The organism is Wolbachia endosymbiont of Dactylopius coccus, assembly GCF_977011065.1.
The window spans coordinates 164,854-189,901 of record NZ_OZ347065.1; the positions used below are offsets into that span (position 1 = coordinate 164,854).

The 25,048-nt window shown below is 34.8% G+C and carries 22 protein-coding genes and 4 pseudogenes; 13 read left to right on the forward strand and 13 right to left on the reverse strand.

Annotation, left to right across the window (positions count from 1 at the left end; genetic code table 11):
* The first annotated feature begins 33 nt into the window (after window positions 1–33).
* From ACWHVF_RS00830 to ACWHVF_RS00840, 3 genes are all read left to right on the forward strand, one after another.
* On the forward strand, window positions 34–2,817 hold the full coding sequence (locus tag ACWHVF_RS00830; protein WP_447933060.1) for a DEAD/DEAH box helicase family protein: 2,784 nt from the start codon (window positions 34–36) through the stop codon (window positions 2,815–2,817).
* Window positions 2,750–3,325 (forward strand): hypothetical protein, encoded by a 576-nt coding sequence (locus ACWHVF_RS00835; protein ID WP_447933061.1) that lies wholly within the window; start codon window positions 2,750–2,752, stop codon window positions 3,323–3,325. Before ACWHVF_RS00830 ends, ACWHVF_RS00835 begins: the two co-directional genes overlap by 68 nt.
* A 155-nt stretch (window positions 3,326–3,480) precedes the next feature.
* The gene (locus tag ACWHVF_RS00840; protein WP_447933062.1) at window positions 3,481–3,738 is read left to right on the forward strand and encodes a hypothetical protein; all 258 of its coding nucleotides are present in this window, start codon (window positions 3,481–3,483) and stop codon (window positions 3,736–3,738) included.
* A 10-nt stretch (window positions 3,739–3,748) separates the two neighbouring features.
* Here ACWHVF_RS00840 and ACWHVF_RS00845 read toward each other — a convergent pair whose 3' ends face one another.
* Complete coding sequence (locus ACWHVF_RS00845; RefSeq protein WP_064125538.1) at window positions 3,749–4,924, reverse strand: aspartate aminotransferase family protein; 1,176 nt, start codon at window positions 4,922–4,924, stop codon at window positions 3,749–3,751.
* Between the two features lie 65 nt (window positions 4,925–4,989).
* Between ACWHVF_RS00845 and ACWHVF_RS00850 the strand changes: the two genes are divergently transcribed.
* The 4 genes and pseudogenes from ACWHVF_RS00850 (at window position 4,990) to ACWHVF_RS00865 (ending at window position 9,471) form a co-directional block, all read left to right on the forward strand.
* Complete coding sequence (locus ACWHVF_RS00850) at window positions 4,990–6,408, forward strand: sensor histidine kinase (protein WP_064125537.1); 1,419 nt, start codon at window positions 4,990–4,992, stop codon at window positions 6,406–6,408.
* A 279-nt stretch (window positions 6,409–6,687) separates the two neighbouring features.
* Window positions 6,688–7,025, forward strand: a pseudogene (locus ACWHVF_RS00855) (IS630-like element ISWpi10 family transposase); the annotation flags it as partial.
* An 11-nt stretch (window positions 7,026–7,036) separates the two neighbouring features.
* Window positions 7,037–7,558, forward strand: a pseudogene (locus tag ACWHVF_RS00860) (hypothetical protein); the annotation flags it as partial.
* Between the two features lie 668 nt (window positions 7,559–8,226).
* Window positions 8,227–9,471, forward strand: coding sequence for an ankyrin repeat domain-containing protein (locus ACWHVF_RS00865; RefSeq protein WP_447933295.1), 1,245 nt, complete (start codon window positions 8,227–8,229; stop codon window positions 9,469–9,471).
* 73 nt (window positions 9,472–9,544) lie between these two features.
* On the opposite strand, the gene ACWHVF_RS00870 is transcribed toward ACWHVF_RS00865, so the two are convergent.
* From ACWHVF_RS00870 to ACWHVF_RS00895, 6 genes are all read right to left on the reverse strand, one after another.
* Complete coding sequence (locus ACWHVF_RS00870) at window positions 9,545–9,859, reverse strand: GIY-YIG nuclease family protein (protein ID WP_064085789.1); 315 nt, start codon at window positions 9,857–9,859, stop codon at window positions 9,545–9,547.
* Between the two features lie 121 nt (window positions 9,860–9,980).
* Window positions 9,981–10,992, reverse strand: a protein-coding gene (locus ACWHVF_RS00875; RefSeq protein ID WP_447933063.1) for an IS630 family transposase whose coding sequence is annotated in 2 segments (ribosomal slippage) — window positions 9,981–10,541 and window positions 10,543–10,992 — 1,011 coding nt in all. Because the reading frame shifts where the segments join, the coding sequence is not laid out codon by codon here.
* A gap of 337 nt (window positions 10,993–11,329) precedes the next feature.
* Window positions 11,330–13,939, reverse strand: coding sequence for a hypothetical protein (locus ACWHVF_RS00880; RefSeq protein ID WP_447933064.1), 2,610 nt, complete (start codon window positions 13,937–13,939; stop codon window positions 11,330–11,332).
* Between the two features lie 30 nt (window positions 13,940–13,969).
* Window positions 13,970–14,194, reverse strand: a complete 225-nt coding sequence (locus tag ACWHVF_RS00885) for a hypothetical protein (RefSeq protein ID WP_064125536.1) — start codon at window positions 14,192–14,194, stop codon at window positions 13,970–13,972.
* A 169-nt stretch (window positions 14,195–14,363) separates the two neighbouring features.
* Entirely contained in the window at window positions 14,364–15,800 is a 1,437-nt protein-coding gene (locus tag ACWHVF_RS00890; protein ID WP_447933065.1) for a hypothetical protein, read from the reverse strand.
* A gap of 657 nt (window positions 15,801–16,457) precedes the next feature.
* Entirely contained in the window at window positions 16,458–16,787 is a 330-nt protein-coding gene (locus tag ACWHVF_RS00895) for a hypothetical protein (protein ID WP_447933066.1), read from the reverse strand.
* 99 nt (window positions 16,788–16,886) lie between these two features.
* Between ACWHVF_RS00895 and ACWHVF_RS00900 the strand changes: the two are divergent.
* Window positions 16,887–17,861, forward strand: a pseudogene (locus ACWHVF_RS00900) (IS481 family transposase).
* On the opposite strand, the pseudogene ACWHVF_RS00905 reads toward ACWHVF_RS00900, so the two are convergent.
* A pseudogene (locus ACWHVF_RS00905) lies at window positions 17,847–18,008 on the reverse strand (ankyrin repeat domain-containing protein); the annotation flags it as partial. The pseudogenes ACWHVF_RS00900 and ACWHVF_RS00905 sit on opposite strands and share 15 nt — an antisense overlap.
* A 148-nt stretch (window positions 18,009–18,156) precedes the next feature.
* Window positions 18,157–19,089, reverse strand: a complete 933-nt coding sequence (locus ACWHVF_RS00910) for an Rpn family recombination-promoting nuclease/putative transposase (RefSeq protein ID WP_447933067.1) — start codon at window positions 19,087–19,089, stop codon at window positions 18,157–18,159.
* 397 nt (window positions 19,090–19,486) lie between these two features.
* On the opposite strand from ACWHVF_RS00910, the gene ACWHVF_RS00915 reads away from it, so the two are divergent.
* From ACWHVF_RS00915 to wmk, 4 genes are all read left to right on the forward strand, one after another.
* Window positions 19,487–19,675 carry a hypothetical protein gene (locus ACWHVF_RS00915; RefSeq protein WP_082860892.1) on the forward strand — a complete coding sequence of 63 codons (189 nt, stop codon included), beginning with the start codon at window positions 19,487–19,489 and terminating at the stop codon, window positions 19,673–19,675.
* Window positions 19,623–19,895 (forward strand): hypothetical protein, encoded by a 273-nt coding sequence (locus ACWHVF_RS00920; protein ID WP_447933068.1) that lies wholly within the window; start codon window positions 19,623–19,625, stop codon window positions 19,893–19,895. The genes ACWHVF_RS00915 and ACWHVF_RS00920 overlap by 53 nt, the downstream gene beginning before the upstream one ends.
* An 82-nt stretch (window positions 19,896–19,977) precedes the next feature.
* Window positions 19,978–20,253, forward strand: coding sequence for a hypothetical protein (locus ACWHVF_RS00925; protein WP_082860890.1), 276 nt, complete (start codon window positions 19,978–19,980; stop codon window positions 20,251–20,253).
* Between the two features lie 9 nt (window positions 20,254–20,262).
* On the forward strand, window positions 20,263–21,261 hold the full coding sequence (gene wmk / locus ACWHVF_RS00930) for a WO male-killing family protein Wmk (RefSeq protein WP_447933069.1): 999 nt from the start codon (window positions 20,263–20,265) through the stop codon (window positions 21,259–21,261).
* A gap of 80 nt (window positions 21,262–21,341) precedes the next feature.
* Here wmk and ACWHVF_RS00935 read toward each other — a convergent pair whose 3' ends face one another.
* Window positions 21,342–21,791 carry a hypothetical protein gene (locus tag ACWHVF_RS00935; protein ID WP_128081717.1) on the reverse strand — a complete coding sequence of 150 codons (450 nt, stop codon included), beginning with the start codon at window positions 21,789–21,791 and terminating at the stop codon, window positions 21,342–21,344.
* 243 nt (window positions 21,792–22,034) lie between these two features.
* On the opposite strand from ACWHVF_RS00935, the gene ACWHVF_RS00940 reads away from it, so the two are divergent.
* On the forward strand, window positions 22,035–22,157 hold the full coding sequence (locus ACWHVF_RS00940) for a hypothetical protein (protein WP_447933308.1): 123 nt from the start codon (window positions 22,035–22,037) through the stop codon (window positions 22,155–22,157).
* Here the strand turns inward: ACWHVF_RS00940 and ACWHVF_RS00945 are convergent.
* The 3 genes from ACWHVF_RS00945 to ACWHVF_RS00955 form a co-directional block, all read right to left on the reverse strand.
* Window positions 22,114–23,125 (reverse strand): IS630 family transposase gene (locus ACWHVF_RS00945; RefSeq protein ID WP_447933070.1). Its coding sequence is split into 2 segments (ribosomal slippage): window positions 22,114–22,674 and window positions 22,676–23,125, totalling 1,011 coding nucleotides; the frame shifts between segments, so codons are not numbered across the junction. The genes ACWHVF_RS00940 and ACWHVF_RS00945 overlap by 44 nt on opposite strands.
* Before the next feature lie 20 nt (window positions 23,126–23,145).
* A complete protein-coding gene (locus tag ACWHVF_RS00950; RefSeq protein WP_447933071.1) occupies window positions 23,146–24,264 on the reverse strand; it encodes a phage tail protein in 1,119 nt (372 codons plus the stop codon).
* A complete protein-coding gene (locus ACWHVF_RS00955) occupies window positions 24,264–25,046 on the reverse strand; it encodes a baseplate assembly protein (RefSeq protein ID WP_447933072.1) in 783 nt (260 codons plus the stop codon). Before ACWHVF_RS00955 ends, ACWHVF_RS00950 begins: the two co-directional genes overlap by 1 nt.
* Between the last annotated feature and the right edge of the window lie 2 nt (window positions 25,047–25,048).

A 25,048-nucleotide genomic window follows, 5' to 3' on the forward strand; every position in this document is an offset into this window, starting at 1 on the left:
TTATGGAATACATTATATTAATAGTGGGAAGATATGAATCAATGTATTACTAATCAAATAAAAGAGCTTATCCCTCATTTAAAGGAAGTTAATAGTAAGTTACAAGGTGAATCTATAAAGCTCTTCAGTGACAAAGAATCTATAATAGTAGAACGTCGTAAACCTGTTGTTGAAGAGATGCTAAAGCATCTAGAAAGTTCTTCCATCACTAACTGTAATACTATGATTGATGCAGAAACTGGGTTTGGCAAGACTTATGATATTGGATTGTGGAGTCATGCGCTAGCTCAAGCAGGATATCACCATTTAGTTGCAGTGCCAAATGGTAATTTAGTTGAACAAGCTAAGAAAATGATAGATGGTGCATTTACTGTAGATGTTAAAACACCTAAAACTGTGCAAGAAATTGAAGATACGCTGAAAGTCACTAAACCTACAACAATTATAGTAACACATGATCTGCTTTTACAGCAAGAGAATTATCGAAAATTTGAAGAGCAAAACGGTGAAAAGCCTAAATTGTGGGTTAGTGTTGATGAAGCAGATAGCATTAACAAGCAGCAGGCCTTTGAAAATATGTGCAAACTTGATGCGAAATATCCTACGACTTACCTAACCGCAACACCAAAGAAAAGGATCTTAAACAGATGTGGAAAAATTATCAGTCCTACAAGATCAAGTAGACGCTGCATTGCAGACACTATCAAAACAATAAATGTTATTGCAAAAACTAATGAAAGAGAAAAATTCAATCGAGCATTCGTGGTGAATGTTGCTGCTACCATAATACCTTTAATTACATTATTCCCTATTATAAATAGTAATGTTGCTGCAATAATTGGTCTAACTTCAGATTATTGGCTGTATTTCGCTTTAATTGAGAATCTATATTATATAGTTTCTATGTTTATATTTAGTATAGTAATGTTGCCAATTTGGTGGGTGTTGACCAAAATAACTGGAGTAGAATCAAAAGAACTGCTCCTTAGGTTTGCTGCTAACGTGAGCAGCTTATTTGCTAGGGAAAAGTCTAGTCCAGCTCATGAATATGTTGAAGAATGTGAAGAAGTTTTTAATTACAATAAACTTGTTGACTCTGATAATCCGCTGGAATCTGTGAGATGGAATATACAAAGTCCGGTTGGGGAAAATGCTCTTATTCTAGTTGATGATGTGAATAGCATAATTAACCTTAGCTTTGCATTGCAAGGTAAGAACAATTTGGTATATGAAGATGGTACGCGTTATAAAGTTTATAATAAATTTAAGCCTGAAGGAATGTCGTACCAAGATTACAGACTCAAACTACGTCAATCAAACTTTATAAACTGCGTTAAAAAGCAACACCCTGGTCTAACGGAAGAACAGATATCTAAATTGAAAGACAAGGTAGATCTTCGCGATACTGCTAAGTATCTAGAATACAGAGTAATGCATTCAATGATTGATCTTACACTTTCGTATTTAGTGGAATGCGATAACACCGCTTTGGATAAACAAAGAGGAGAAGATTTAGGTAGATTAATAGAAGGTGTTAAAAATAAGATTAATACCGCTAATGATGGCAGCATTATAGCTTTCTTAAAGGAAAAAGGTTTTAGTGAGCAATTCGCTAGGGACAAGCTTTTACCACAGGTAAATACAGTTATTAGTGCACTGAAAACAAGCAACGATGATCGAAGCAGATTAATAGTAGACAATTGGCACTTAAGTAAAGAGCTTCATGATCTAATAGAAAGAGAAGAAGATGTACTACACAACCTCAGCGATTTCTGCAAAAAAAATAAATGTATTTTTGCAGGACTTGGAAAAAATGATCTTGGTATTGAGACAAATAAACCTTTTTTTAAAATAACACGTAATGACGCAGGTAAATATGGAGCTGACTATTGTAATTATGACCAAGGCGATTTAAGTACATTAGCTAAATATGCGTTGACAACAATTATAGACGAGTCAAAAGGCCGTGGTTTCGATAGTGAGTATAATCACGTTGCATCAATATTTACAGATTCAACTAGTCAGTTCAACGATCCAGCAGGAGCTTTGCAGAATTTTGGAAGAAATAGAGAACGCAATCCTAACAGGCAACCTTGGTTTTTTGCTGCTGGAGGTGAAAAAATTGAGTTATTTGTAGATAAAGTTTTAGCAAAATTAAAAAGCGCACCGCAGGATTTTTGTCAAAAGGTTTTATTTCCGGCTACTGATAGGTACAATAAACTAGTAAAAAATAGAATGGGAATAGAGCTTGGAGAAAAAATAGAGATCTATATTAGCGGAAACATGGATGCACTAGGAAATATCGATGACGCAGCTCTGAAAAAATTTTCAAAGGATTTGATAAAAGAGGTGTATGAAAAAGTACATGATATAAATGATTTTGACGTAGGAAAGACAGAAGAAGATTTACGTAAGATTTTAAAAAGCACAGAAAAATATCTTTGTTCATATGAAGGCAGAATTAAAAACAACGGTAAATTATCTTGCACACGCTCAGTTCTGTTTTCTGTGGGGAGTGCTATAGTAAAGGTGATGTATTATCTATGGGCAGGATTTGACTATTTAGTCTTTTTAGCTAAAGCGTATAATGTAGGTAAGTCTGAAAATGCTGATGCAAAGGCATATGTGCACATAATCAGAAACTGCTACTTTGAAAGTAGTGTGAAGGCTAAAAATGTATTAGGTCATGTATTAAAAATTGCCGAAGAAAATGACGATAGTTTTACACGAAATAGTTTGTACGAAGACAATGGAAATAGGTGTAAAGAAAAAATCATCTCATACTTTCAATCTAAACAATATATATGCATTAGATAAAACGATTTCTCGTATTGAAAATGAGCATTTAGCAACAGTTTTGAAAGCCGTAGGTTGCAGAGATGATGCTAATAAAACAGCACAAGAAATTAAAGACTTTTTGTACGATTTAAAGAATTTAAGCTGCGCGGACTTTAGAGAAAAGTATTATCAAGGAGACTCATATGAAATGAGCAATTTATATAAGATCAATGATCAAATTAGTATGGTAATTGATGAAATTGTAAGTTGCCATAAATGGCGTCATGGAGTAATTTTAGAGCGGAACGATCTTTTGGAAGGAGATTTTGGTTTAGAACTTAAATTAAAAACTAACCATAATATTTTTAAAGTAAAAGTTAACAATAACTTTTCTGAATTGTATTGCAAGAACTGGAAAGAACATTCTAGACAAAGGATGGTCCTGGGTACAGCTATGCTATTCATCGGACTTATAGTTTCAGTGAAGCTTATATATGAAATATCATTAGGCTATATATGCTATTGCCATCACTTTGCGGTTTCATAGCATTTGGACCACTAGTGCTTTTGTGTGGTGCATTATTATGTGGAATAACGACCTATTTAGTGAAAGGGACATTTTTTCTTTTTGGAATACCAATCCTGTTAGGGGAATTATCGAAATGCGTTTTTAGAAACGGTTTAGTACAGGATTTATCAGAAATGACATTATCATTTGGTAATGGCGTTTTCTTCAATGCTCCAAAAAGCATTTTACAATCATTTATATTTGAGGATGCAACAAAGTTTGACTCACTAAGTGATATGAATAAGCTTACACTGATAAGCAAACAGTCTGAAGTTAAATGCATGAATGAGGTGGCTAATGATGTTAATTTCATTGCTACTGACCTATCTTCAGTCCTGATACAGCCAATACCTCATGAAGCAAAATCTCCTTATGTGCATGCACCTGCTTGATACGTAGCGCTTAATCAGAAGATTTCTCAGATAAGTATTGTCTAAGAATCTCAACTCCTTCATCAATCTCATTTTCAGTGATAATGAGTGGAGGTAAAATTCTCACAACGTTATCTGATGTTACCCCAACAGTCAGCAAGCCGCGGTGACTTAACTCTGCTGCAAACTTTTGATTGTCCGCTTTCACTTTTATTCCAAGCATTAACCCCTTTCCTCTTACTTCTTCTATCATTGAAAACTTACTTGCCAGGTCTTCTAATTTATGTTTTAAATACTTACCTCTAATTTCAACATTTTTCAAAAAGCCAGGACTTAGCAATTCTTCAAGCACAACATTGCCTATTGAAGTTGCAAGCGGATTGCCACCAAAAGTGGAACCGTGCATACCGACCGCCATGTATTTAGCAGCCCTTTCAGTTGCAAGACAAGCCCCTAGCGGAAAGCCTCCTCCTATTCCCTTTGCAAGAGCACATATATCAGGTTCCACTCCTATATGTTCGTATGCGAATAATTTTCCTGTCCTACCAGCACCGCATTGTACGCAATCAAAAAATAGCAATATGTCATTTTCATCACACAGCTTTCTTAGTTCTTTCATAAAGACTTCATTCATTACTTTGATACCACCTTGCCCTTGTATCGGTTCTATTAATATAACACCTATACCACTTGAAATTGCTTTCTTTACACTCTCAATATTGGGCTCGATATTATCACACCAATCAATACAGGGACTCAGTAATTCAGAAAATTTCTGTTTATCGTTTGCAGCACAAGTTAGGAAGGTTCTTCCATGAAATGCACCATGGAATGTTAAAATTCTGTGACGGTTTTTATTGCCTTTTCCGTTTTGATAGACCCTAGCAATCTTAAGCCCACATTCTACTGCCTCTGATCCAGAATTTGAGAAAAATACAGTGTCAGCGAAACTGTTGTTTATTAATTTTTCTGCAAAATTATTGGCAGCAGGTATATTATAGGTATTTGATATATGCCATAATTCTTCTCCTTGCAATTTTAGAGCACTAATTAATCGCGAATTGGTGTGACCTAAGCTACTAACGGCTATTCCAGAGTGAAAATCTACGTAGCGCTTACCGTCAATATTATACAAGTAAATACCTTTACCATAAGAAAAATTTATGTTAACAGGAGAATAAACTGGCAAAATAGGAGAAATTGTCATAAAATGTTATATGCTAAATTTTATTATTAATAACATAAAAACCGTTGTTTCACAATAAGAAGGATATGTATAAGCTAATGTTTTCTGCACTGGGGAAAAACAAATACACAAAAGTTATTGCATTACTCTCATCGATCTTTATGATTTTATTCAGTGTGATATATTGTAATTATTTACTAAGGAGTAATTTCCTTTCTTCTTACCGTGATTCAAGTGTAAACTTAAAAAGTATACTGGAAAATGGCATAATAAAAAAATACCATTATTTACTAATAGAAAAGCATCACATTAAATACAAAAGTTTTGATTACATAAACCAACTGGTAAAACTGCGTGCTGAATTATTACAATCAGTGAGCAAAGTAAAGGATTTCAGCTTAATACTGTATGATCAAAACGGCAGAATAATATTCAGTAATTTTAACACTCAAGATTATGATTATGAACAGTTACTTACAAACGATGAAATTGATGAACTATTAAGTAACCAAGAAATATTTTATACTACAGGAAATACATCAACTTCTATTTTCCCTATATTCCATGAAAATAGCGTTAAACCGTCGTTTTTTTTGAAGATTCTTCGAAACTACAATAATTCTTATGTTATAGCATATGGCCTATCTTTAACATTTTTTGGCTTATTATTAATAATTTTAATATTAATAATGTTCTATTTGCACTTTTCTAATACCCAAATGCTAGCCAAGCAACATAAAACTAACATTGAATTACAGCAGATAAAAGAGACATTAGAGCAAGAAAATGCAAACAAGCTAAAGTTTTTTGCAAGCGTTACACATGAATTACGCACACCTCTTAATGCTATTATTGGATTTGCGGAGTTGATCAAAAATAAAACTTTAGGTTCAATGGATAATTCTCAATACAAGGAGTATGCAGACGATATATATAATGCAGGAACACACTTACTTACCTTAATTAATGATGTGCTCGATTTTTCTAAAGCTGAATCAAGTAGTTTAACAGTAGAAAAAGTGAAGTTTAACCTGAACAAAATAATGGATTCATGCATAAATATGCTATTACCTAAATTAAGAGAAACTGAGATTAATTTAAAAAAAGAGATACCTAATAAGCAATTATTAGTTATTGCAGATCCTAAGAGAATGAAACAAGTTATAATAAATTTATTATCAAACTCAATCAAATTTACCCCAAAGGGTGGTTTAATAAGAATGGTGGTAAAAGAAAATATAGAAAAAAACTTATTAACTATTGAGTTTCATGACAATGGAATAGGGATAATGCAGCAGGATATATATAAAGTTATGTCTGTTTTTGGCCAAGCAGATTCAGGATATAGAAATGAAGGTACGGGCATCGGATTGCCGCTAAGCAAGAAATTAGTAGAGTTAATGGGTGGAACTTTTGACATTAAAAGTGAAGCAAAACTTGGTACTACGATAACATTGAACTTCTTTTATGAAGAACAAACATGTGAAGATTCGATTGATTTTTAATAGGATCTATTTGATATGGTCTTGAAAACCACACTTTATCAAAAGCAGCAAGCCGAGAAGGTAGATACTTTCTGGCTAGTCAACAAGAAAATTATAAAAATTGAATCTCAAGCTGTATTGTAAAATCAAAAAATACTTCTAACTGTGTAGCGGTATACAGATTACAGTTAGTGGATATGTTGATAAGTAAATTAGTTATACCAATTCCCGCTATACAAGTAACGGATAGACAATAATGGAAAAAAGCCATACTGAAGTAAGTAAAATAGCGAGGTTTAAATGGCATTAAGATCAAAATTATTGGATGAAAAAGTGAGCAAAAGAAATGCTGAAGAAAGTAAGAAATAACGCATATGTTGCAAAAAAACTAAATGCTGTAATTGCAGCAAAAAAGCACAGTATAACAGCCGTAGCAAAGATATGCTGCATTTCAAGAAAGGCACTTACTGCATGACCTAAAATTTGGCAGAGAAGAAAAATTATTTGCTCCGCCTCAACGCCGTAGAAAAACTATATTGAATCAAAGTCAACGTGAACAAGTTGAGGTGTGGATAGAGGAAAACCCCAATATTACTATAAAAGAAATGAAAATAAGAATTCAAGAAAAGTTTGGTTTAGCAAATCTACAATCTTCCAAGGAAAAATCAGAGAGGAAGATTTCTCTGCGGAGCAGAAGTTAAATGAACTGAAAGCAGCCATAGAGGAGCTTGACAGACAAGATTTGCTCAGAAGGCTCGAGTGTGAGCATCAGGCTTCTAGTTGTATCGATGAAATATCATCTCAAGCAGAACTACATATCGAAGATGGTGATGAGGATTACTTCAATGGTGAAAGAGAAAGAGTGCTCGAAGGTTTCTGGAATTTCTTTGAATCTCTCTTCAACCTCTTTGAAGTAAATGTAGATGATCCAAAAATCTACCAAATGTTCAAGGAGAAGAAAGAAAAGAACCTGATTGCTGCGATAATGAAGTTCTTGTGTGACAAGCTTAAGGAGTTAATCAAGAAGATCTTCACAAGTAATTTAGATTTGAGTTGGGACAAGAGGTTGGACAAAGAGATAAAAGAATTGCAGGAGAAATTAGGCAGTGGTGAGTTATCAGAAGAAGAGTTTGCAAGGATGTTAGAGAGGCTCGAAGCTCTACAAAATCTAACGCCTACGACAATGTTACAAAAAATAATATAGAGTTCAAAAGCGTGATTTCTAGGGAGTTTCTGCGCTCAAAGGCAAATTAAAAGCTTAAACCTAGAAGCTATACGAAAAGTCTGGTTGATAGTCCTCGCGATTGAGTGTCATTTCTATAACTTCCCCCTTACTACAAATATGAACGTTTGTTGCATAGCTCTTAATGGTTAACTTTTGCTTGAAATAACTGTTTATATGGTACAATTTACAGCTTTTAGTTGCTAAAATTATAACTCTTAATTTTAATCTAATAATCTTTCAAGTTAATAAAATTATTTGAGTAAATACAATACCATGTCTTTATTTGTGGGTAATAGTAAGATTTTTAATAAAATTGGTTGCCAAGAATACTATAATAGAGTAGATGTAAGTTTTAAAATTCTGCAAAAATTTACAGTAAAAAAGTTGGAAGCAGAACTCTTTTTAACTCATCTTTTTGAGACTTTTGACAATTTCTTAGGACTGAAGAAGGAAAGGTGTATTTTTTTATTGACTTACCTGTGTATTATGGTAATCACTGAAGAATTAGTGAGTAATGGTTATAGAATATGAATGGTGGGGTATCAAGCAAGGAATTAAATGAAAGTTCACTTAACATTTTAGGTCAGCCAGAAAACGATAGTAATATTTAAAATATAACGTCTCTTTCAGGAGCAGAAGCTGATCGAGATACACAAAACCGAGAAGATGGAAAAACTCTGTTACATTACGTTGCTGAATGTAACGATACTGGCGGTATAAGGTTTCTTTTAGAAGTAATAAAAGCTAATCCAAATGTGCGAGATCAAAGTGGAAAAACTCCGTTACATTATGCTGCTAAAAATAACTGCCTTCAAGCTAGAGAACTTCTTTTAGGAGCGGGTGCTAATCCAAATGTGCAAGATCAAAGTGGAAAGACTCCATCTGAATATGCTACTGAAGATGAGTGCCGTCAAGCTATTGAGGATTCGAGCCATAGTTCAGATGATTCTCATGAAAATAAAGGGAATCCGGCAACACCTGATAGTTCGGTAGGTGAAAGAAACGATTGTTCAAATAGCTCTGGTGATGATAGTCAGGCAAAGCCTGCTGAAGTGATTGTAACGCAAAAATTGAAGGATCAGGGCTATGGTTCAGATGGTTCTTGTGAAAATGAAGAGAATCCGGCAAAGAGCCCTAACAACGAAAACTGGACTCCTACAGATCAACAGACAAGCTCAGAATCGCTAGAAGTTAGTAATTCGTCAGAGAGTGAGGACTCAGAAGACAGTTCGGACTGTGATAATAGGGATAACAATATTTCAAGACTTAATAATTTAGCGTATGAAAGTATTGTAAACAAAAATAATAAGCAAACTCATGAGTATGACTTTAAAGCAAAAATAAATGACGGACACTTTTGTATAGAATATCCACAAAATAATATTATTGAACCTGTGAAAATCTTAAACAATGAAAAAGCTAAAGAGTTAAAATTAAAAGTCGGCATACTTCAAATTGGGGAGAATATAGTAAGAGTTAAAGGTACAAAAGATGGAAAAAGAAATTATACAGATATCTTAGGTAGCATTGAAATGTCTTTTACCACTGAGGCAGGAGAGATTAGTATTTATCTAAGTCCTAGTAAGAAAGATGGTAATAAAATAAAAATAGAGATTGATGAGGAAAACAAAGCAAAGTTTAACAAATTAAAAGACAAATCAAGTTTAGGAGAAAACTGTCTTTTGGGAGGAAAAAATGTTCTGAAAGCTATAGAAGATAAAGGTTTTGAGAAAAATGGTAGTGTGCCTACAGAGTCAACTGAGACTCTTAAGGATGCTCTATCTACTAATCTTACGCAAGTTCGTTTGCAGCAGAATAGAGAAGTAGCTTTAGGGGTATCTGTTCAGGGAAGTGGCTAATGTGCAAATAAAGTACATGACACACAGCTGTACGAACATTTGTTTGCAAAGGTAATTTGTACAACAAATGGTGTCATTCCAGTGCTTGACACTGGAATCCAGATACGATTTCATCATATAAATCTTTCCATTCTTGGTTTGTTTTTTCAATTAAGTTTATTTTCCATTTTCTCTGCCAGCTTTTTAGGAGCTTTTCTTTACTAATTGCTAAATTTATGTCTTGAAACTCCTCAAAGTAGACCAATTTACTAACATTGTACTTTGACGTAAAACCGGAAATGGCTTTGCTTTTATGCTCCCAAATTCGTTTAATTAAATTTGATGTTATACCTATATACAAGGTTCCATTTCGTTCACTTGCAAGTATATAAACATAATAACTTTTCATATATAGTAACCTGGATCCCAGTGTCAAGCACTGGGATGACACCATTTGTTGTAAACTCACTTTTACTCTATGGTCTTGCCGCTATCCTGAACGGATACCTTTAGGGGGTTAATACCAATTCTCATTGTTGGTCATTCAAATAGGATACATAGCAGAGTTGTTTAATTGTGGAGTAGGTAAGAGAAGTAATAAATTTACACAAAGCACTCTCAAGCAAAGCAATAGTATCGTATATTTTATTGCGCAAAATGTTCTGTTTTACATACAACCAAAGCCTCTCAACTGGATTGAGTTCAGGTGAGTATGGTGGTAGGTATATAATCTCAATATTTTTAGGTACCTTTAAACTTTTCGACTTATGCCAACTAGCACAATCCATAACAAGAAAGGCTTCTCGTGGTCCCAAATATTGAGACATTTGCTCAAGAAATATATTCATACAATCAGTGTTGACATTCGGTGCAAACAAGCTAGAATTCTCCCCATTTCTAGGATTAACTGCACTGTAGAGATAAAAATTTTCCCTACCTAATTTTACCTTAACTTTTGTTCTGACGCCTTTTTTAAACCATCCATGCCCGGTCTTTGAATGTGTGCCAAACCGCGATTCATCGAAGAAAAACAGCTCTTTTTCAGGATACTTGCCAATAACTTCGTTGAGATTTTTTTTTGAATTCCTCTTATTTTCTTTTATCTTGTACATTGTGTACTGGTCTTGGTGTAATATAAGAGAATTTCATCTTTTGCATATAGCGGTGTACTGTAGATTTGCTAATATTTAAGCCGAACTTTTCCTGGATTCTTATTCTCATTTCTTTAATGGTAATATTAGGATTTTCTCCTACCCATGCTTCAACTTGCTGTAGTTGAGCCTGATTTAATTTAGTTTTTCTACGCCGTTGTGGAGGAGCAAACAATTTTTCTTCTCTGCCTAATTTCAAGAGTTTTATCCACGAAGTTAGTGCGCTTCTTGAAATGCAATATATTTTTGCTACAGCCGTTATACTATGCTTTTTTGCTGCAATTACAGCATTTAGTTTTTTTGCAACATATGCATTGTTCCTTACTTTCTTCAGCATTTTTTTTGCTGATTTTACTACTTCTTCATCCAATAATTTTGATCTTAGTGCCATTTATACCTCGACTATTTCACTTATTTCATTATGGCTTGTCTTCTATTATTGTCTATCTGTTTGCCGTGTAATGGGAATTGGTATAAGTTATTCAGGTAAGATTTTAAGAAATTAGTTATAGCGATATGGCTCAATGATTTTGAGTATGAGATTTTAATGTTTCCGGAAGCCCGTTATGATGATCAGGTGGACAGTACGGTGCAATATCTGCAATGGATGAGAAAAATTAACACCAGTGCTTTCAGGGTCAGAGACTTTGGTCCCAACCCTACTTGGGTGGCTGAGAGCAGTGAAATTAATAAATCTAAATTACTTTCAAGAAGAGCTCTTTTTCAATTCATATCCATCCCCCAATTCCTTTCGAGGAGCATTGCTCTAACTTAAGAGAATCCACTTTAGTTCTAACAGTGGAAGTACTGGAGTTCGATGAGACTGACGACCTACCACTCTGCGAAAACCTACCACTAGCTTCTAGTTCATCTTTATCATCACTAGTCGATCCTTGTGAAGACGATCCTGAAAAAATACCACTCTCTTCAGAACTTGTAGAATTAAATCCTCGTCCTCTAAGGACCTCCCAAAATAAGACCACCTGCTCCTTTGCGCCAGGAGAAAGATCTACATATGTTTCATTTTTCCTATCAGGAAAAAAAAGAAGTGAGCATATTTCCCGCTCTTCAGGAAGAAGAGATAAGAGTAGTTGCTCGATCTCTTCAGGACTTGAGTGTGATTTTTTCACTTTTTCAGAACGAGCTAATAATATTAGCTTCTCCCGTTTCCCAATAGGGAAATGTGGGAATAGATTGCGTATCATATCAAGAGAAAGAGATAAAGATAGTACCTTCTGCATTCCAGAAGAAAAAGATGAGAATGTTTCCTTATCGAACTGCAGAATATCTTTTGTTGTTTTACCATTAGACTTACTACGCCTTATCGACAAGTTTCTAAAAAACTGCTGAATTTTATTTTGTTTCTTCGGAGATTCAATAACTTGCTGTTTTTTAAGTTCCTCATTACAAATGTTCTCCGTATCTTTTGGAGAATCTTCTACTGTTTTATCACTAGCACAAGTAGAAAAACTCGTAAACGACAGTGACTGTGGCCGCTTATTGTCTACGGGCACCGTAGCAACATTTGAACCTTCCCCTGATTCAGATATCCCTGGAACAGCACTAGTAGTGATAGAAGAATTCGGCTGTGGCCGTTCAAGCGATCCTGAATAACCACTATCTGCAGAGTATACAGAAGCAGGTCTTTTTGATGATGAAGGTTCACTAGGTGTCGGTGGCTGGGATCCTGAAACATTACTACTACTTGAAATAAGAGGAGGCGGTAATGAACAACGGTTCTGAGGCTGAGCTGCTGGCATACTTTTAAATGATGAAGGTCCACTAGGTGTCGGTGGCTGAGATCCTGAAACATTACTACTACTTGGAGTAAAAGGAGGCGGAGGCGAGAATGACCAAAGGTCCTGAGACAAAGCTGCCGACACATTTTGAACAGCAACTTCCCATGATGAAGGTCCACTAGAACTCAACGGTGTCGGTGGCTGGAATCGTAGAACACTAATATCACTACTTTGTGCATAAAAAACCGCGAATGACAAAGGGTTCGGTTGCTGAGTCCAAAGATTAGTACTTGCTGGCACATTTTCAGCAGCAACTACACATTTCTTTGGCTCAATCACCCTATTAACTGCAATAGAATTCACCTGCGACGATGGAGAACATCTTCCACCCGTTCCAGGAACATCTACATGATTATACAGCGGCCCTTCTTTTTCTGATCCTTGCCTGGTAAACCCTTCTAATTTCTTACGGCTACACGTGGGAGACTCCAATTTCGTATCTGACAGTTCAGTCGATGGTGATCGCGACAATGCTTGCAAACGAAGCTCAGGGTCAATTGACAGTTCATGGTCTTTGTTGATTACAGAGTTTTCTATTATTTTGGTTATCACACAGTGAGAAATGTATGGATTAGAAAAGTCTATGCCATATGTCTCACTGCTTCCATTCACTGATAATTTTGCTTGAGTTCTACCACTAATATCATCAAGTACAGCATTATTAAATGCACGATTTATAGCACGTACCTCTTCTTTTGTTAACAATTTAATCTCCTTACCATTTTGTGTAATAGGTGTAAGAATTGAAACTACTCTCCCATTTAAAGGAGGAGCAAGTATAAAACCATCTATCATCACTTTTGTCACCGAATAAGTAGATCTTATTATCATATTTTTAAATGACTTCACACTATGATCAACATCATTGCCAACTCCAAGGTCCATACCTGTAAGCCATGCCTTATACCGTGTTACACTATCAATAAAACGAGCGTCATCAAAAACGTCCCTGATATATACATCATTACCTTCAACCTTCAGAGGGTTCTTAGGAACATTTTCATATCTTGCTTTCATCCTTGATAAAAATTCACGCTCAAATTCCTTACGTGATTTTTTATCAGGAAATTTAGAACAACACAAATATTTTCCCTTGTTAAATGGTACAGTTGTGCTACTAATTCGCATATCTTCTAGAACATCCTTTTCAAGTGAAGAAGCTAAGTGAGACTTTAGATTAAAAATTACACCTTCATCTACAGGTGTCACAAACTTAAACCCATGCTGTTCATCCCAAGACCAGTCTCTATCACTGATATAAAACGGGAAAGAATTAACATCAAAAATTAGCTTAGCTGTATCCAATATTTCTGCACCATTACTTTCTTCAATGCCGTAGAATTCACGTATTATCTTCCTTTTTATACTGTCCAGATATCTTCCACACTGATACGTATCCATACTCTTATCAAATGAGACTACGATACAGTCCTTCTCATCCCTGCTTTGCAGCGTAAAATTAGTTTTAACTGTATTACGAGCATAATTATGTACATTAAAAGCACTAACCAATGCTCTTACTTTTTCTCTATTATACATACCAACCTCCCCATTTTTAAATTACAACAACTACTTTTTGTTACTGCTACCAACTCCACTAGAGCTTGATCCGCTCATAGAACTGCTAGGCTGATTAGACTGACGTAGCTTCTCTCGCACGTCCTTAAGTGCATCACGATGATCATCAATCCTTGCTCCTTTAACATGCGTCACTATTCCACCACCTGGCCCCTTGTTCCGGAGATCCCACTCTTTTTCTCCCTTAAAACTTTCCTTACCATTATCATTCGGCATATTACCCTCCAGTAAAAATATTATGTAACTAATATACTAAAAATAAAATTAAGTGCAAGCACTTTTTTATATTTTTTTTTAAAAAATTTTATTCACTCTTTTTTTCATAAAACTCTAGTTTCTGGATTCCAGCGTCACGCGCTGGAATGACAAAAAAGGACACAGGGATCTAGCTTATCGATGGTGTGCCGACATTTTTTCCTACCGATTGACCTTTTACATGTTCCTCAAATACATCAGTAACTTTTGATCTAGGATTTTCTTGAGCATCATTTACAGAACTTTCATTCTCAGGACCATTCCAAAAACCAACTGTAAGATCATATTCACAATCAGCAACAGGATTTTTAACAAATTGCTCTGAAGCCTTTCTGTCAGACATAGATTTTGGGATAGGTTGATTCGAAGCTTTTTCGTTAGGAACAGAGCCTTGAGTAGGTTGGTTTGGAGCTTGCTTATTATTATTTTCATCGTGGTTTCTCCTTCTTCCCCAATCACTATCGCATCCATAAACCTTTTTTCTCCCCTGCTCCATCCCCGTCGTATTCGTTGCAGTCTTTGGAGCAATTGGACACACAGCTACCTTCGGTTCCGCTTTTTTCTCTTCTTTGTTCACTTTTTCTGGTTTTTGTGAATTTTTATGATATTCCCTTTCAAGCTCAGCAAAACGCAATAGATGTTTCAAAGGATCTGACACAATTTCAAGTTCTGGTTTGCTCAGAGGAATTGGTCTTACAAATCCGGGTAAAACTTCAAAAAGGGAAACTGGCACTTTAGGCTTTTCTCTTTCGTCTACCTTGATTTCTACGTCTTTACGAACTTCTTTATTTGCTTCTTCCTTTAATGATGTTTTTTCTGCTTTTTTATCTTCTGCTTTAGTTGTTTCTTCTGTAGATGTCTCTACTATAGCTGCTAGCTCAACTCCAAACATCTCTGCGAACATTGTAATAATCCATCCGACAACGGCGAGCTGTAACCTAAATTTGAGATTTTGTAGAGCTTCGAGCCTCTCTAACATCCTTGCAAACTCTTCTTCTGATAACTCACCACTGCCTAATTTCTCCTGCAATTCTTTTATCTCTTTGTCCAACCTCTTGTCCCAACTCAAATCTAAATTACTTGTGAAGATCTTCTTGATTAACTCCTTAAGCTTGTCACACAAGAACTTCATTATCGCAGCAATCAGGTTCTTTTCTTTCTTCTCCTTGAACATTTGGTAGATTTTTGGATCATCTACATTTACTTCAAAGAGGTTGAAGAGAGATTCAAAGAAATTCCAGAAACCTTCGAGCACTCTTTCTCTTTCACCATTGAAGTAATCCTCATCACCATCTTCGATATGTAGTTCTGCTTGAGATGATATTTCATCGATACAACTAGAAGCCTGATGCTCACACTCGAGCCTTCTGAGCAAATCTTGTCTGTCAAGCTCCTCTATGGCTGCTTTCAGTTCATTTAACTTCTGCTCCGCAGAGAAATCTTCCTCTCTGATTTTTCCTTGGAAGATTGAGCTACCGTTTCCGTTATTATCTGAAAAATTTTCCATTATTTTTGTCCCCTCAACAAAATTACTATCTTTATTGTGACCTGAAAAGCTTTCCACCATTTTTACTCTCTTTATAAAATTTAATTCTATAGTACTAAATATTTAAGAAGTATTAACGTAAAGATGTCAATAAAGTTATTTACATCTTTACACTATACATATTATATCATACGCCATTTAACCTTTCAATAATATTTCTTATTCTTGCTGCTTTTTCAAGCTCTAGCATGAGCTTTCCTCCTTATTAATGTTCACTTTTGCCTCTACTACCACTTTTTCTTGTAAAGTGTTTGTTTATTATACTCTTTTGCATAACATTGCACAATATATTGTATTCAGAGTTTAATGATATAAAATTACCATCATCAAAGAGCAGCTATCAGAGCAACAGAGGCAGAGCAATACAAATAGTAAAAAACTCTCTAAACCTCGATCCGGAAACTTGAAAATGGAGGAAATGCTTATTCACTAAAGATGCTCTAGACCATGCCATCCCAAGAAAAATTCTTCTCACGGGCGTTGGTTTTAGTTGCTGGAAATGGTTGCATTGTTTAAGTTATTGGTGGTGTATATTGCTAAGTTAATAATAATTCATTTGGAAGTAACAGAGAAATTTACGATAATTTTATATTTTAAATGGAATGAAATCCTTTTTATTGATATTGTCCTTTTTGTGAAAAATATCCTTAACTTTCTCTCTACTTTTCCTGGGTAAGGTCACCTATTTGGGCTATAGGTTTTGGTTGTTAGTTCATGTCTTATTTGCTGAAGATACTTTTCTAAGCTTTCTGCCTCTATCGATTTGAATGTCACCCCATCAATTCCTGGTGCCCCATTACTTTTCTTTGTTAGCTTATATGCTTCTTCTAGTGTCTCCATCTTGCAAACGTGAACATAGATTCCCCAGAATCGCCATTCCGGTTCTGCCTTTGCTTTGGTATATATCTTCCTTCTCAGGTCTTGTAATTTTATTGGCATTTTTATCATTTTTACCTTTACCTTCCTTTTGTTAAAAAGATTTCTACTAGCAGGGTGCCTTTGCTCCATGAGAGTTACCTCACTTCTTCACTACTACGCACCCATCCGCCACCCTTTCATCTTCGGTTCATTTCCTGTTTTTGTGCAGTCTCACTATATAATGGTATAATATTATATGAGAAATTACCATCGAAGGAGGAATTATGGTTACATGGGTGCGCCAGAACAACAGAGGCAATTCGTAGAGCAATACAAGATAGTAAAGAGAGCATAGCAAAGCTCGCTGAGCACTATAGCCTCAACCCAAAGACCATTGTGAAATGGAAAAAGCGCTCATTCACCCAAGACATAAAAATGGGTCCAAAGCAGCCAAAGTCAACGGTTTTAACTCAAGAGGAGGAGGCTATAATCATTGCTTTTCGTAAACATACGCTTCTTCCATTGGACGACTGTCTTTATTCTTTGCAGTCTACAATTCCTCACTTAACTCGGTCTAGTTTGCATCGTTGTTTGCAGAGACATGGCATTAGCAGGCTGCCAGATGTTGAAGGAGAGGTGAAAGCCAAAAAGAAGTTCAAACAATACCCTATAGGCTATTTTCACATTGATATTGCAGAGGTTAGAACAGAAGAGGGAAAGTTATGCTTATTTGTTGCTATAGATAGAACATCCAAATTTGCTTATGTTGAGCTGCACAACAGTGCTACAAAGACCATAGCTGCTGAGTTTTTGCGCAACTTAATCAAAATTTTACCATATAAGATCCATACTATTTTGACAGATAATGGTATACAATTAGGTGCGTCATAAGCATAACATATATTTGATCGAGTTTGTGAAGAAAATAGCATTGAACATCGTCTGACGAAAGTTAGTCATCCTTGGACAAATGGCCAGGTTGAGCGTATGAATAGGACCATTAAAGATGCCACAGTGAAAAAATATTACTACAAATCACATAAGCAGCTTAAAGAGCACCTTTACAGCTTCGTTATGGCCTATAACTATGCGAAAAGACTTAAAACTCTCAAGGGTCTGACTCCTTATGAATTTATATGTACACAGTGGATAAATCTTCCTGAATTGTTTATACTTAATCCATGCCATCATACTTTGGGACCATACATGTTTGACTATATCTGAGTGACCGTTTTCTATAGCAAGGTGCAAAAGAGTCATTCCATGATTGTCTGTAGTATTGAGATCAGTTCCATTGTCAGTAAGTTCTTTTGTCTTATGAAGATTACCTTGCCTTACAGCATCAATTAACTGTTGATTACAGATGATCATTTTCTTCACTCTTTTGGGTGTATTATAACTCTCTTTTCTAAAAACGCCAGCAAAAACCAACGCCAACCATGGGTATGTCAGGAGAAGCAGATGCTTACTTCACCGATATTATTATCCTTAATGTCATTAAGCACTCAATCATATATCATTATAAAGTATCATTAGCAATCTCTGAACAAAGTTTCTCGATTTCACTAATATGCAGTCCAGTAAATTTGGCAATAGTGTTGATATCCATTTTATCAGCAAGCATTTTCTTTGCCACAGCTATTTTAGCCTGTTTTTCACCCTCTTCTCTGCCTTTTTCATGGCCGATTTGGATGCCTTCTTGTCTACCTTCTTGTTTAGCATCATCAAGTTTTTGAGCGAGGACAGCCTGTTCATCAAGAATACGTTTTATTTCCTGTTCATAAGCAATAAATTCTTTTTCTGACCAGTTGAATCTATTTAGCTCTTCATATGCTTTTTTGATTATTAAATCACTTCCTATTATCTTTTCTAGCTCTTCTTCACTAGTCTCATCTGCATATTTAAAGAAGTAGATCCATTTCTCGACTATACTTGAAAGCTGATCTTCTTTGGTTTTCAGAAATTTTGGCAATTCAATAAATATAAAATAGAAATCTTTTAAATCATGCTCATTAGTATCTTCATCCCGAATAGTATGCTTTGATTTATACTCAGACTTATTTGGAAATAGGATACAATCTGCTATAGCAATAAAGATAATTTCCTTAAGGTCATGGTATTGATCACCCTTGTCAGCTTGTCTTGAATAAGCTTTAGCTGCGTAGTATTGAGCACGTTTTTCAAAGCCCTTAGTTTTAGCAACCTGCATCTCAATTATCCATTGCACTCCTGTGGAATCTCTACATAGTACATCAACAATGCTTTGCTTTTTAGAGGCAATATCAGGGTCTTGAATAGTACTTAAAAACTCTATATCCTGTATTGCATTTTTGCCAGCAAAACCCAGAATATCATTGAGGAAGTGAATGAGGATATCTTTATTCTTTTCTGTACCAAATATACGGCGAAAGGCGACATCATTTTTGGGATCCAAAAACTTCGAGAGAGCCATAAAATTAACCTAAAAAGCATTAATAATTATACACAATTCTGAAGAAATATTCAACGTTTTATTTTTAGGAAGATTCAAGAGTGTTGATGAAAAAATGACCTTCACAGGTAACCTTAGAATGGCATTTCAGACTTTGGATGAATTGATCATCTTTTTATAACTACCTCTGTAAATAGCCTTAAAAGCCCAGCAAATGGGTTCATGGTTTAGCAATCTCAAAGATACCTATTTTAAGTGTGAACTTCTCATTTTAGCTTGTCACATCATAGGCATTTAATATACTAGTTTTCAACAAAGGTAACAATATGCTAGCAAAATTTCTATCTCAAGCAGCTAAAGGAGCATTGTACATTGTTAAGTAGTGAGGAAAAACAAAGTCTTTATAGCAAGGTACTAAATGAAGTTACCTAGGGATTCAAGAGAAGGCATAGACCAGCTAAAGAAGTTGAGTAAAGTGGCTGTTGCAATAGAAGAAACTATTGATAGTAAGTTACTAGAACAGTTTAATCCATTAAGAGAAGTTAATATTGCCTATGCTTCTGAAGAAGCTACAAACTATTTATTTAGCCTTAGTAGAACTGTATGATTTGGAAGAGAATAGAGAAAAAGCAATTTATCAGGCAATTAAATCAAATGATAGAGAGTTAGTAAAACATCTGATGATGATTCTTACGTCAGGTGATATTAAGATTGAATTTTTTAAGGAATTAGAGATGTTACTGTCTAGAACATATGAAGAGTTAAAAGAAAACTTATCGCAGAAATTATCTAGAAAAAAATATGAGTTTAAAACGTTTTGTGTGTAATAATGTTGACGTATTAATAGCAAAGCCTGTTGATATAAGAGCAATCTATTTATAGTTCAATCTGGTGTAAATTATAAAATAGATGAGTTATAAAATAGCAGAAGGCTTAGAAGAAGGAGAATTACTATCACAAATAAATCAGATGATAGAATTGCTAATGAGGCAAGAAAGGTTTATGGAATTGGAGTATAAAGTAAGAAGATTAAAATCAGAACTTGCAAGTGGGAAGAGCAAATATTCAGATGAGGTTATGAAGTTTATTATAGAGGAACGAGAAAGAGAGATGAGAGGGGTTGAGGACAAAAGCGACCAAATAATAAGCGAAAGGGAGATCAAGATTGGGCAACAACGCAAATAGAAGACATTAGTGAGCAGACAATCTGGTTCTTTAGACTACAAAGTAGGACAAAAAGTAAAAAGGTGGAGGTTGGAGCGAGGGTATACTCAGGAGGATTTAGCAAATAAAATCGGTATAACACGTCAGGTAATGCTACAATATGAAAAAGGAACACGTAGAATTTCGATTGAAAAACTATATGCCATAACAGAGGCATTATCAGTTAGTATTACGGATCTAATTCCTATAAGAGTATCAAAAAGTTGTCTTGAAGGCGAGAGAGGAGAAATATTAAATCTAGCAAGAAATTATAAAAAGATTAATGATCAAGAATTACGCAAGATATTTTATTTATTAACTAAGTCTGCCCAGCTTAGTGAAAAAAGCAGTAGAAAAGCAGAGAGAGTAGAAATAGCAAAGAATCTGGTCAAAGCAGGAATTTCTGTTGATATTGTTTCAAAAACAATCGGCTTATCTGCTAATGAATGTATCAAGGAAAAAACAGGCTCTATATACTACAAAATAGGAAAAAAGATAAAAGAATGGAGACTGGTAAGAGAGTACACTCAAAAGGATTTAGCAGAGAAAATGAGTACAACACGTGACGAAATAAGCAACTATGAACAAGGAAGGACTGCTGTTCCACTTGATAAATTATATGGAATAGCAGAGGTGTTATCAGTTAACATTAAAGTTTTGCTACCTGAAACGAGAGAAAGTAAAGAAGAGAATAAGCTATTGAGTTTAATAAAAGCTCTGTTGCCTAAAATAACAAAATGTGAAAATGAGGATAGCAAAAAGTTATTGAGTTTAATGGATGAGTACAGAGAAGATGAGAATCAAGAACCATTAGATGCATTAGTCAAATCTCTATCTGAAGATATGAAAAGTAGCAAGGAAAAAGTTAAAAAAGCAGAGAAAATCAAGGTTGCAAAGGATCTAGTTAAGGCAGGTATTGCGATTGAGATTATTGTGCGAGCAAGTGGTCTAACCGTTGATGAGTTGAGTGAGTGTCCAAAAATGAATTGACTTGAATTCTGGATTAAAAACAGGGTACTCAGAGATATTATATTAAGATATAAGCAAAAGTAGTTGTTTATTTAATAAATCTATTTACCATCTCTGAAAATTTGCTTAGATTTCGCTTGTTCAACAAATACCTCTTCTAGTTTTTCTGGCTCAGCTTCTGATCTTGCCGCCAATTTGCGTTGTTTGATAAACTTCTTCAATGTTTTGACTGCAATAAAATTAATACTGAAAACACATGCAGAAGTTACTGCTAACGCTGCAAAAGGGGCTAAATTGAATGTCGGCAAAATTGCTATAATCGTGCCAGATGTCAGTAAAAATGCTAACTTCTTGCTCCCGATTATCTTGTTTTTCTTAACCTTTATTGGGTTTAATTTTTTTATTTTCCCTTTTAGCTTTTTGAAGCCTTTTTTGAACGTATTGCCTCTTTTCAGCTCTTTTTCTACGGGTTTTGTTTTCTTTGTTTTTAAGCTTTTTATTTTTTCTTTTATTCCTTTTTTATCTTTTTTTACTTTAGAGGTTACTTTCAAGCATAGGTTAGGTTTCACCACAATTTCAGAGAGCGGTTTTGGCTTATCGTTTGAAATTTTAGCTTCTTGCCCCTTAGTATGCTTTTTGAGCGAAACTATGTTTTTTAAACCTTTCTTTGCTTTATTTTTTTAGTTTGCTCGGCATTTTTATGTAAATTAATACCAATTCCCATTACACGGCAAACAGATGGACAACAATGGAAGAAAAGCCATAATGAAGTAAGTAAAATAGTTGAGGTATAAATGGCATTAAGATCAAAATTATTGGATGAAAAAGTAGTAGAATCAGCAAAAGAAATGCTGAAGAAAGTAATACCAATTCTCATTGTTGGTCATTCAAATAGGATACATAGCAGAGTTGTTTAATTGTGGAGTAGGTAAGAGAAGTAATAAATTTACACAAAGCACTCTCAAGCAAAGCAATAGTATCGTATATTTTATTGCGCAAAATGTTCTGTTTTACATACAACCAAAGCCTCTCAACTGGATTGAGTTCAGGTGAGTATGGTGGTAGGTATATAATCTCAATATTTTTAGGTACCTTTAAACTTTTCGACTTATGCCAACTAGCACAATCCATAACAAGAAAGGCTTCTCGTGGTCCCAAATATTGAGACATTTGCTCAAGAAATATATTCATACAATCAGTGTTGACATTCGGTGCAAACAAGCTAGAATTCTCCCCATTTCTAGGATTAACTGCACTGTAGAGATAAAAATTTTCCCTACCTAATTTTACCTTAACTTTTGTTCTGACGCCTTTTTTAAACCATCCATGCCCGGTCTTTGAATGTGTGCCAAACCGCGATTCATCGAAGAAAAACAGCTCTTTTTCAGGATACTTGCCAATAACTTCGTTGAGATTTTTTTTTGAATTCCTCTTATTTTCTTTTATCTTGTACATTGTGTACTGGTCTTGGTGTAATATAAGAGAATTTCATCTTTTGCATATAGCGGTGTACTGTAGATTTGCTAATATTTAAGCCGAACTTTTCCTGGATTCTTATTTTCATTTCTTTAATGGTAATATTAGGATTTTCTCCTACCCATGCTTCAACTTGCTGTAGTTGAGCCTGATTTAATTTAGTTTTTCTACGCCGTTGTGGAGGAGCAAACAATTTTTCTTCTCTGCCTAATTTCAAGAGTTTTATCCACGAAGTTAGTGCGCTTCTTGAAATGCAATATATTTTTGCTGCAGCCGTTATACTATGCTTTTTTGCTGCAATTACAGCATTTAGTTTTTTTGCAACATATGCATTGTTCCTTACTTTCTTCAGCATTTTTTTTGCTGATTTTACTACTTCTTCATCCAATAATTTTGATCTTAGTGCCATTTATACCTCGACTATTTCACTTATTTCATTATGGCTTGTCTTCTATTATTGTCTATCTGTTTGCCGTGTAATGGGAATTGGTATAACTCCTGTATTGAATCCTTTTGCTTTGAATCTAATTCGCTTTCAAAATGAATGTAGTGTTCTGCTACGCTAAATCTTATTATTTTGGGGGTAGAGAAATTCTTTACTTGATAGTGGTGAACGGCAAAAAATCTTTCTAAAATTGGCTGGTATTTTAAATTCCACAGTTGTTCAGATAGTTTGCTACTTCCCAATACAAATTTATTTCCTTCTTCTTCTACACTACCAACCGGAAAGCACGCATTTATTTCTCCCAAATTCCAACTGTCCGATAATATAACTTGCGCTTTCGCAAACTTTATTGCCGGTAATAAGCTCTGTGGTAAAGGGTATAGCGTTTTTAAATTATTCCACTGATGACTTCTTTCATATATACCGTTATAATTCTTTGTGTGAGGCTCGGTTTCTCCAAGTATTGCTACATCTAGCCTATACAGATCATTACTTAATGCTTGCTCATAATGAACTCGAAAAGTACCAAATTTAAAAGTTGGATTTAAGATTTTTAGCTCAAATGTGTTCTTCCGACCAAATGATAACACTGGGCCATCTTCTTCTATTTTTACCCCTGAATAATCTGATAATAAGCTGCCAAAAAAACTCTCATCTAAAATGAACCTACCAATATTGTAGTGATCGTTAAAAATTCTCATTAGCCTCGATCTTGCTGGCAATGATAGTTTTGCAAGCTCTACTACTGCATCTACAAAAAAGTCATTTGGAACATCCTTTATCCCTATCTGCAATTCAAAAAAATGTTTTCCTGGTGGTTCTTCGATAATTGTAATTTCTTCTATATTTGCCCATTTCAGAGCTATTTTTAATGACGCTGGTGTTCCTCTTAAACGCTGAAATTTTATTCCTTCTTTTATCGCCTTTCTTTTGTCTGTTACCCAACGCAGAATCTCTTCTAGACCATATTCCTCTACTATCCATGGTAATATCTTTTCTTCTAGGCTGAATTTAAACCCTCTTATGCTGCTTGGATCAACTTTGTAGTCGATTGCTTCTACTAGCGCTTGCTCTTGCTTTGTTGCTTTTGGTGGCAGTAACATTAATTCAACTCAATCTTTAAATTTCTCAAATTTGCACATTCATTTCCCAGAACCACAACATCCTCTTTTGGTTCTATTAATTCTACATTCTCTACACCCTCTACAAATAGATTCGCTATTATCCATGATCTTGTTACACTCCTTCCTAATCTTTTCGTTGTTTCAAATTTTTCTATAAATTTCTTCTTCACCGTTTCAATAATATCTGGTCTTTTAATGCTAATTCTACTGTGGATATCTATTTCTATAATATTGCAACTTACCACTTCAATTGTATCTGTTAAAATCCTCACATCCTCCCTGTTTAGCTGATTTTTGACAATTTCTAATAATTCTTCTGGGGGTATGCCAGTTTGTGTTGATAAGATTGAAATTTGTACTTTCCCTGGTATAGGTGATTCTACTAATGCATCTTTTACTCTACTATCTGCTGACAGTGCATGATACCTATAATACTCCTTGCTTCCTCCTGTGCTCCAACCTACTATTTTTGCTTTTACCCTCTTTCTAAATCTTTCATCATCTTCTTCTTTTTGTCTTTCTACTCCATAAAACTCAGCTAAATTATCAAGATCTTCTCCTGTCGAAAATTTTAGTAAATTACTTTTTACTGCTTCGTTTATTCTTTCTCTCAGCAAAAGTTCTCGCCATGCTGCTATTTCTAAAATCTTTATCGCTGGGTCACTTTCTACTAATGCTGTAAAACTTGCGTCACGCTTCACTAACTCTTCCTTCATCCGAGAAAAAATCTCTTCAAAGTTCAGTGGTTCAGGCTGCTGCATTT

Bases quoted from the DNA above. Each gene is read 5' to 3' on its own strand.
- ACWHVF_RS00830 (WP_447933060.1), top strand. From the start codon at position 34: ATGAATCAATGTATTACTAATCAAATAAAAGAGCTTATCCCTCATTTA.
- ACWHVF_RS00835 (WP_447933061.1), top strand. From the start codon at position 2,750: ATGGAAATAGGTGTAAAGAAAAAATCATCTCATACTTTCAATCTAAAC.
- ACWHVF_RS00840 (WP_447933062.1), top strand. From the start codon at position 3,481: ATGACATTATCATTTGGTAATGGCGTTTTCTTCAATGCTCCAAAAAGC.
- ACWHVF_RS00845 (WP_064125538.1), bottom strand. From the start codon at position 4,924: ATGACAATTTCTCCTATTTTGCCAGTTTATTCTCCTGTTAACATAAAT.
- ACWHVF_RS00850 (WP_064125537.1), top strand. From the start codon at position 4,990: ATGTATAAGCTAATGTTTTCTGCACTGGGGAAAAACAAATACACAAAA.
- ACWHVF_RS00870 (WP_064085789.1), bottom strand. From the start codon at position 9,859: ATGAAAAGTTATTATGTTTATATACTTGCAAGTGAACGAAATGGAACC.
- ACWHVF_RS00880 (WP_447933064.1), bottom strand. From the start codon at position 13,939: ATGTATAATAGAGAAAAAGTAAGAGCATTGGTTAGTGCTTTTAATGTA.
- ACWHVF_RS00885 (WP_064125536.1), bottom strand. From the start codon at position 14,194: ATGCCGAATGATAATGGTAAGGAAAGTTTTAAGGGAGAAAAAGAGTGG.
- ACWHVF_RS00890 (WP_447933065.1), bottom strand. From the start codon at position 15,800: ATGGTGGAAAGCTTTTCAGGTCACAATAAAGATAGTAATTTTGTTGAG.
- ACWHVF_RS00895 (WP_447933066.1), bottom strand. From the start codon at position 16,787: ATGGAGCAAAGGCACCCTGCTAGTAGAAATCTTTTTAACAAAAGGAAG.
- ACWHVF_RS00910 (WP_447933067.1), bottom strand. From the start codon at position 19,089: ATGGCTCTCTCGAAGTTTTTGGATCCCAAAAATGATGTCGCCTTTCGC.
- ACWHVF_RS00915 (WP_082860892.1), top strand. From the start codon at position 19,487: ATGAAGTTACCTAGGGATTCAAGAGAAGGCATAGACCAGCTAAAGAAG.
- ACWHVF_RS00920 (WP_447933068.1), top strand. From the start codon at position 19,623: ATGCTTCTGAAGAAGCTACAAACTATTTATTTAGCCTTAGTAGAACTG.
- ACWHVF_RS00925 (WP_082860890.1), top strand. From the start codon at position 19,978: ATGAGTTATAAAATAGCAGAAGGCTTAGAAGAAGGAGAATTACTATCA.
- ACWHVF_RS00940 (WP_447933308.1), top strand. From the start codon at position 22,035: ATGGCATTAAGATCAAAATTATTGGATGAAAAAGTAGTAGAATCAGCA.
- ACWHVF_RS00950 (WP_447933071.1), bottom strand. From the start codon at position 24,264: ATGTTACTGCCACCAAAAGCAACAAAGCAAGAGCAAGCGCTAGTAGAA.
- ACWHVF_RS00955 (WP_447933072.1), bottom strand. From the start codon at position 25,046: ATGCAGCAGCCTGAACCACTGAACTTTGAAGAGATTTTTTCTCGGATG.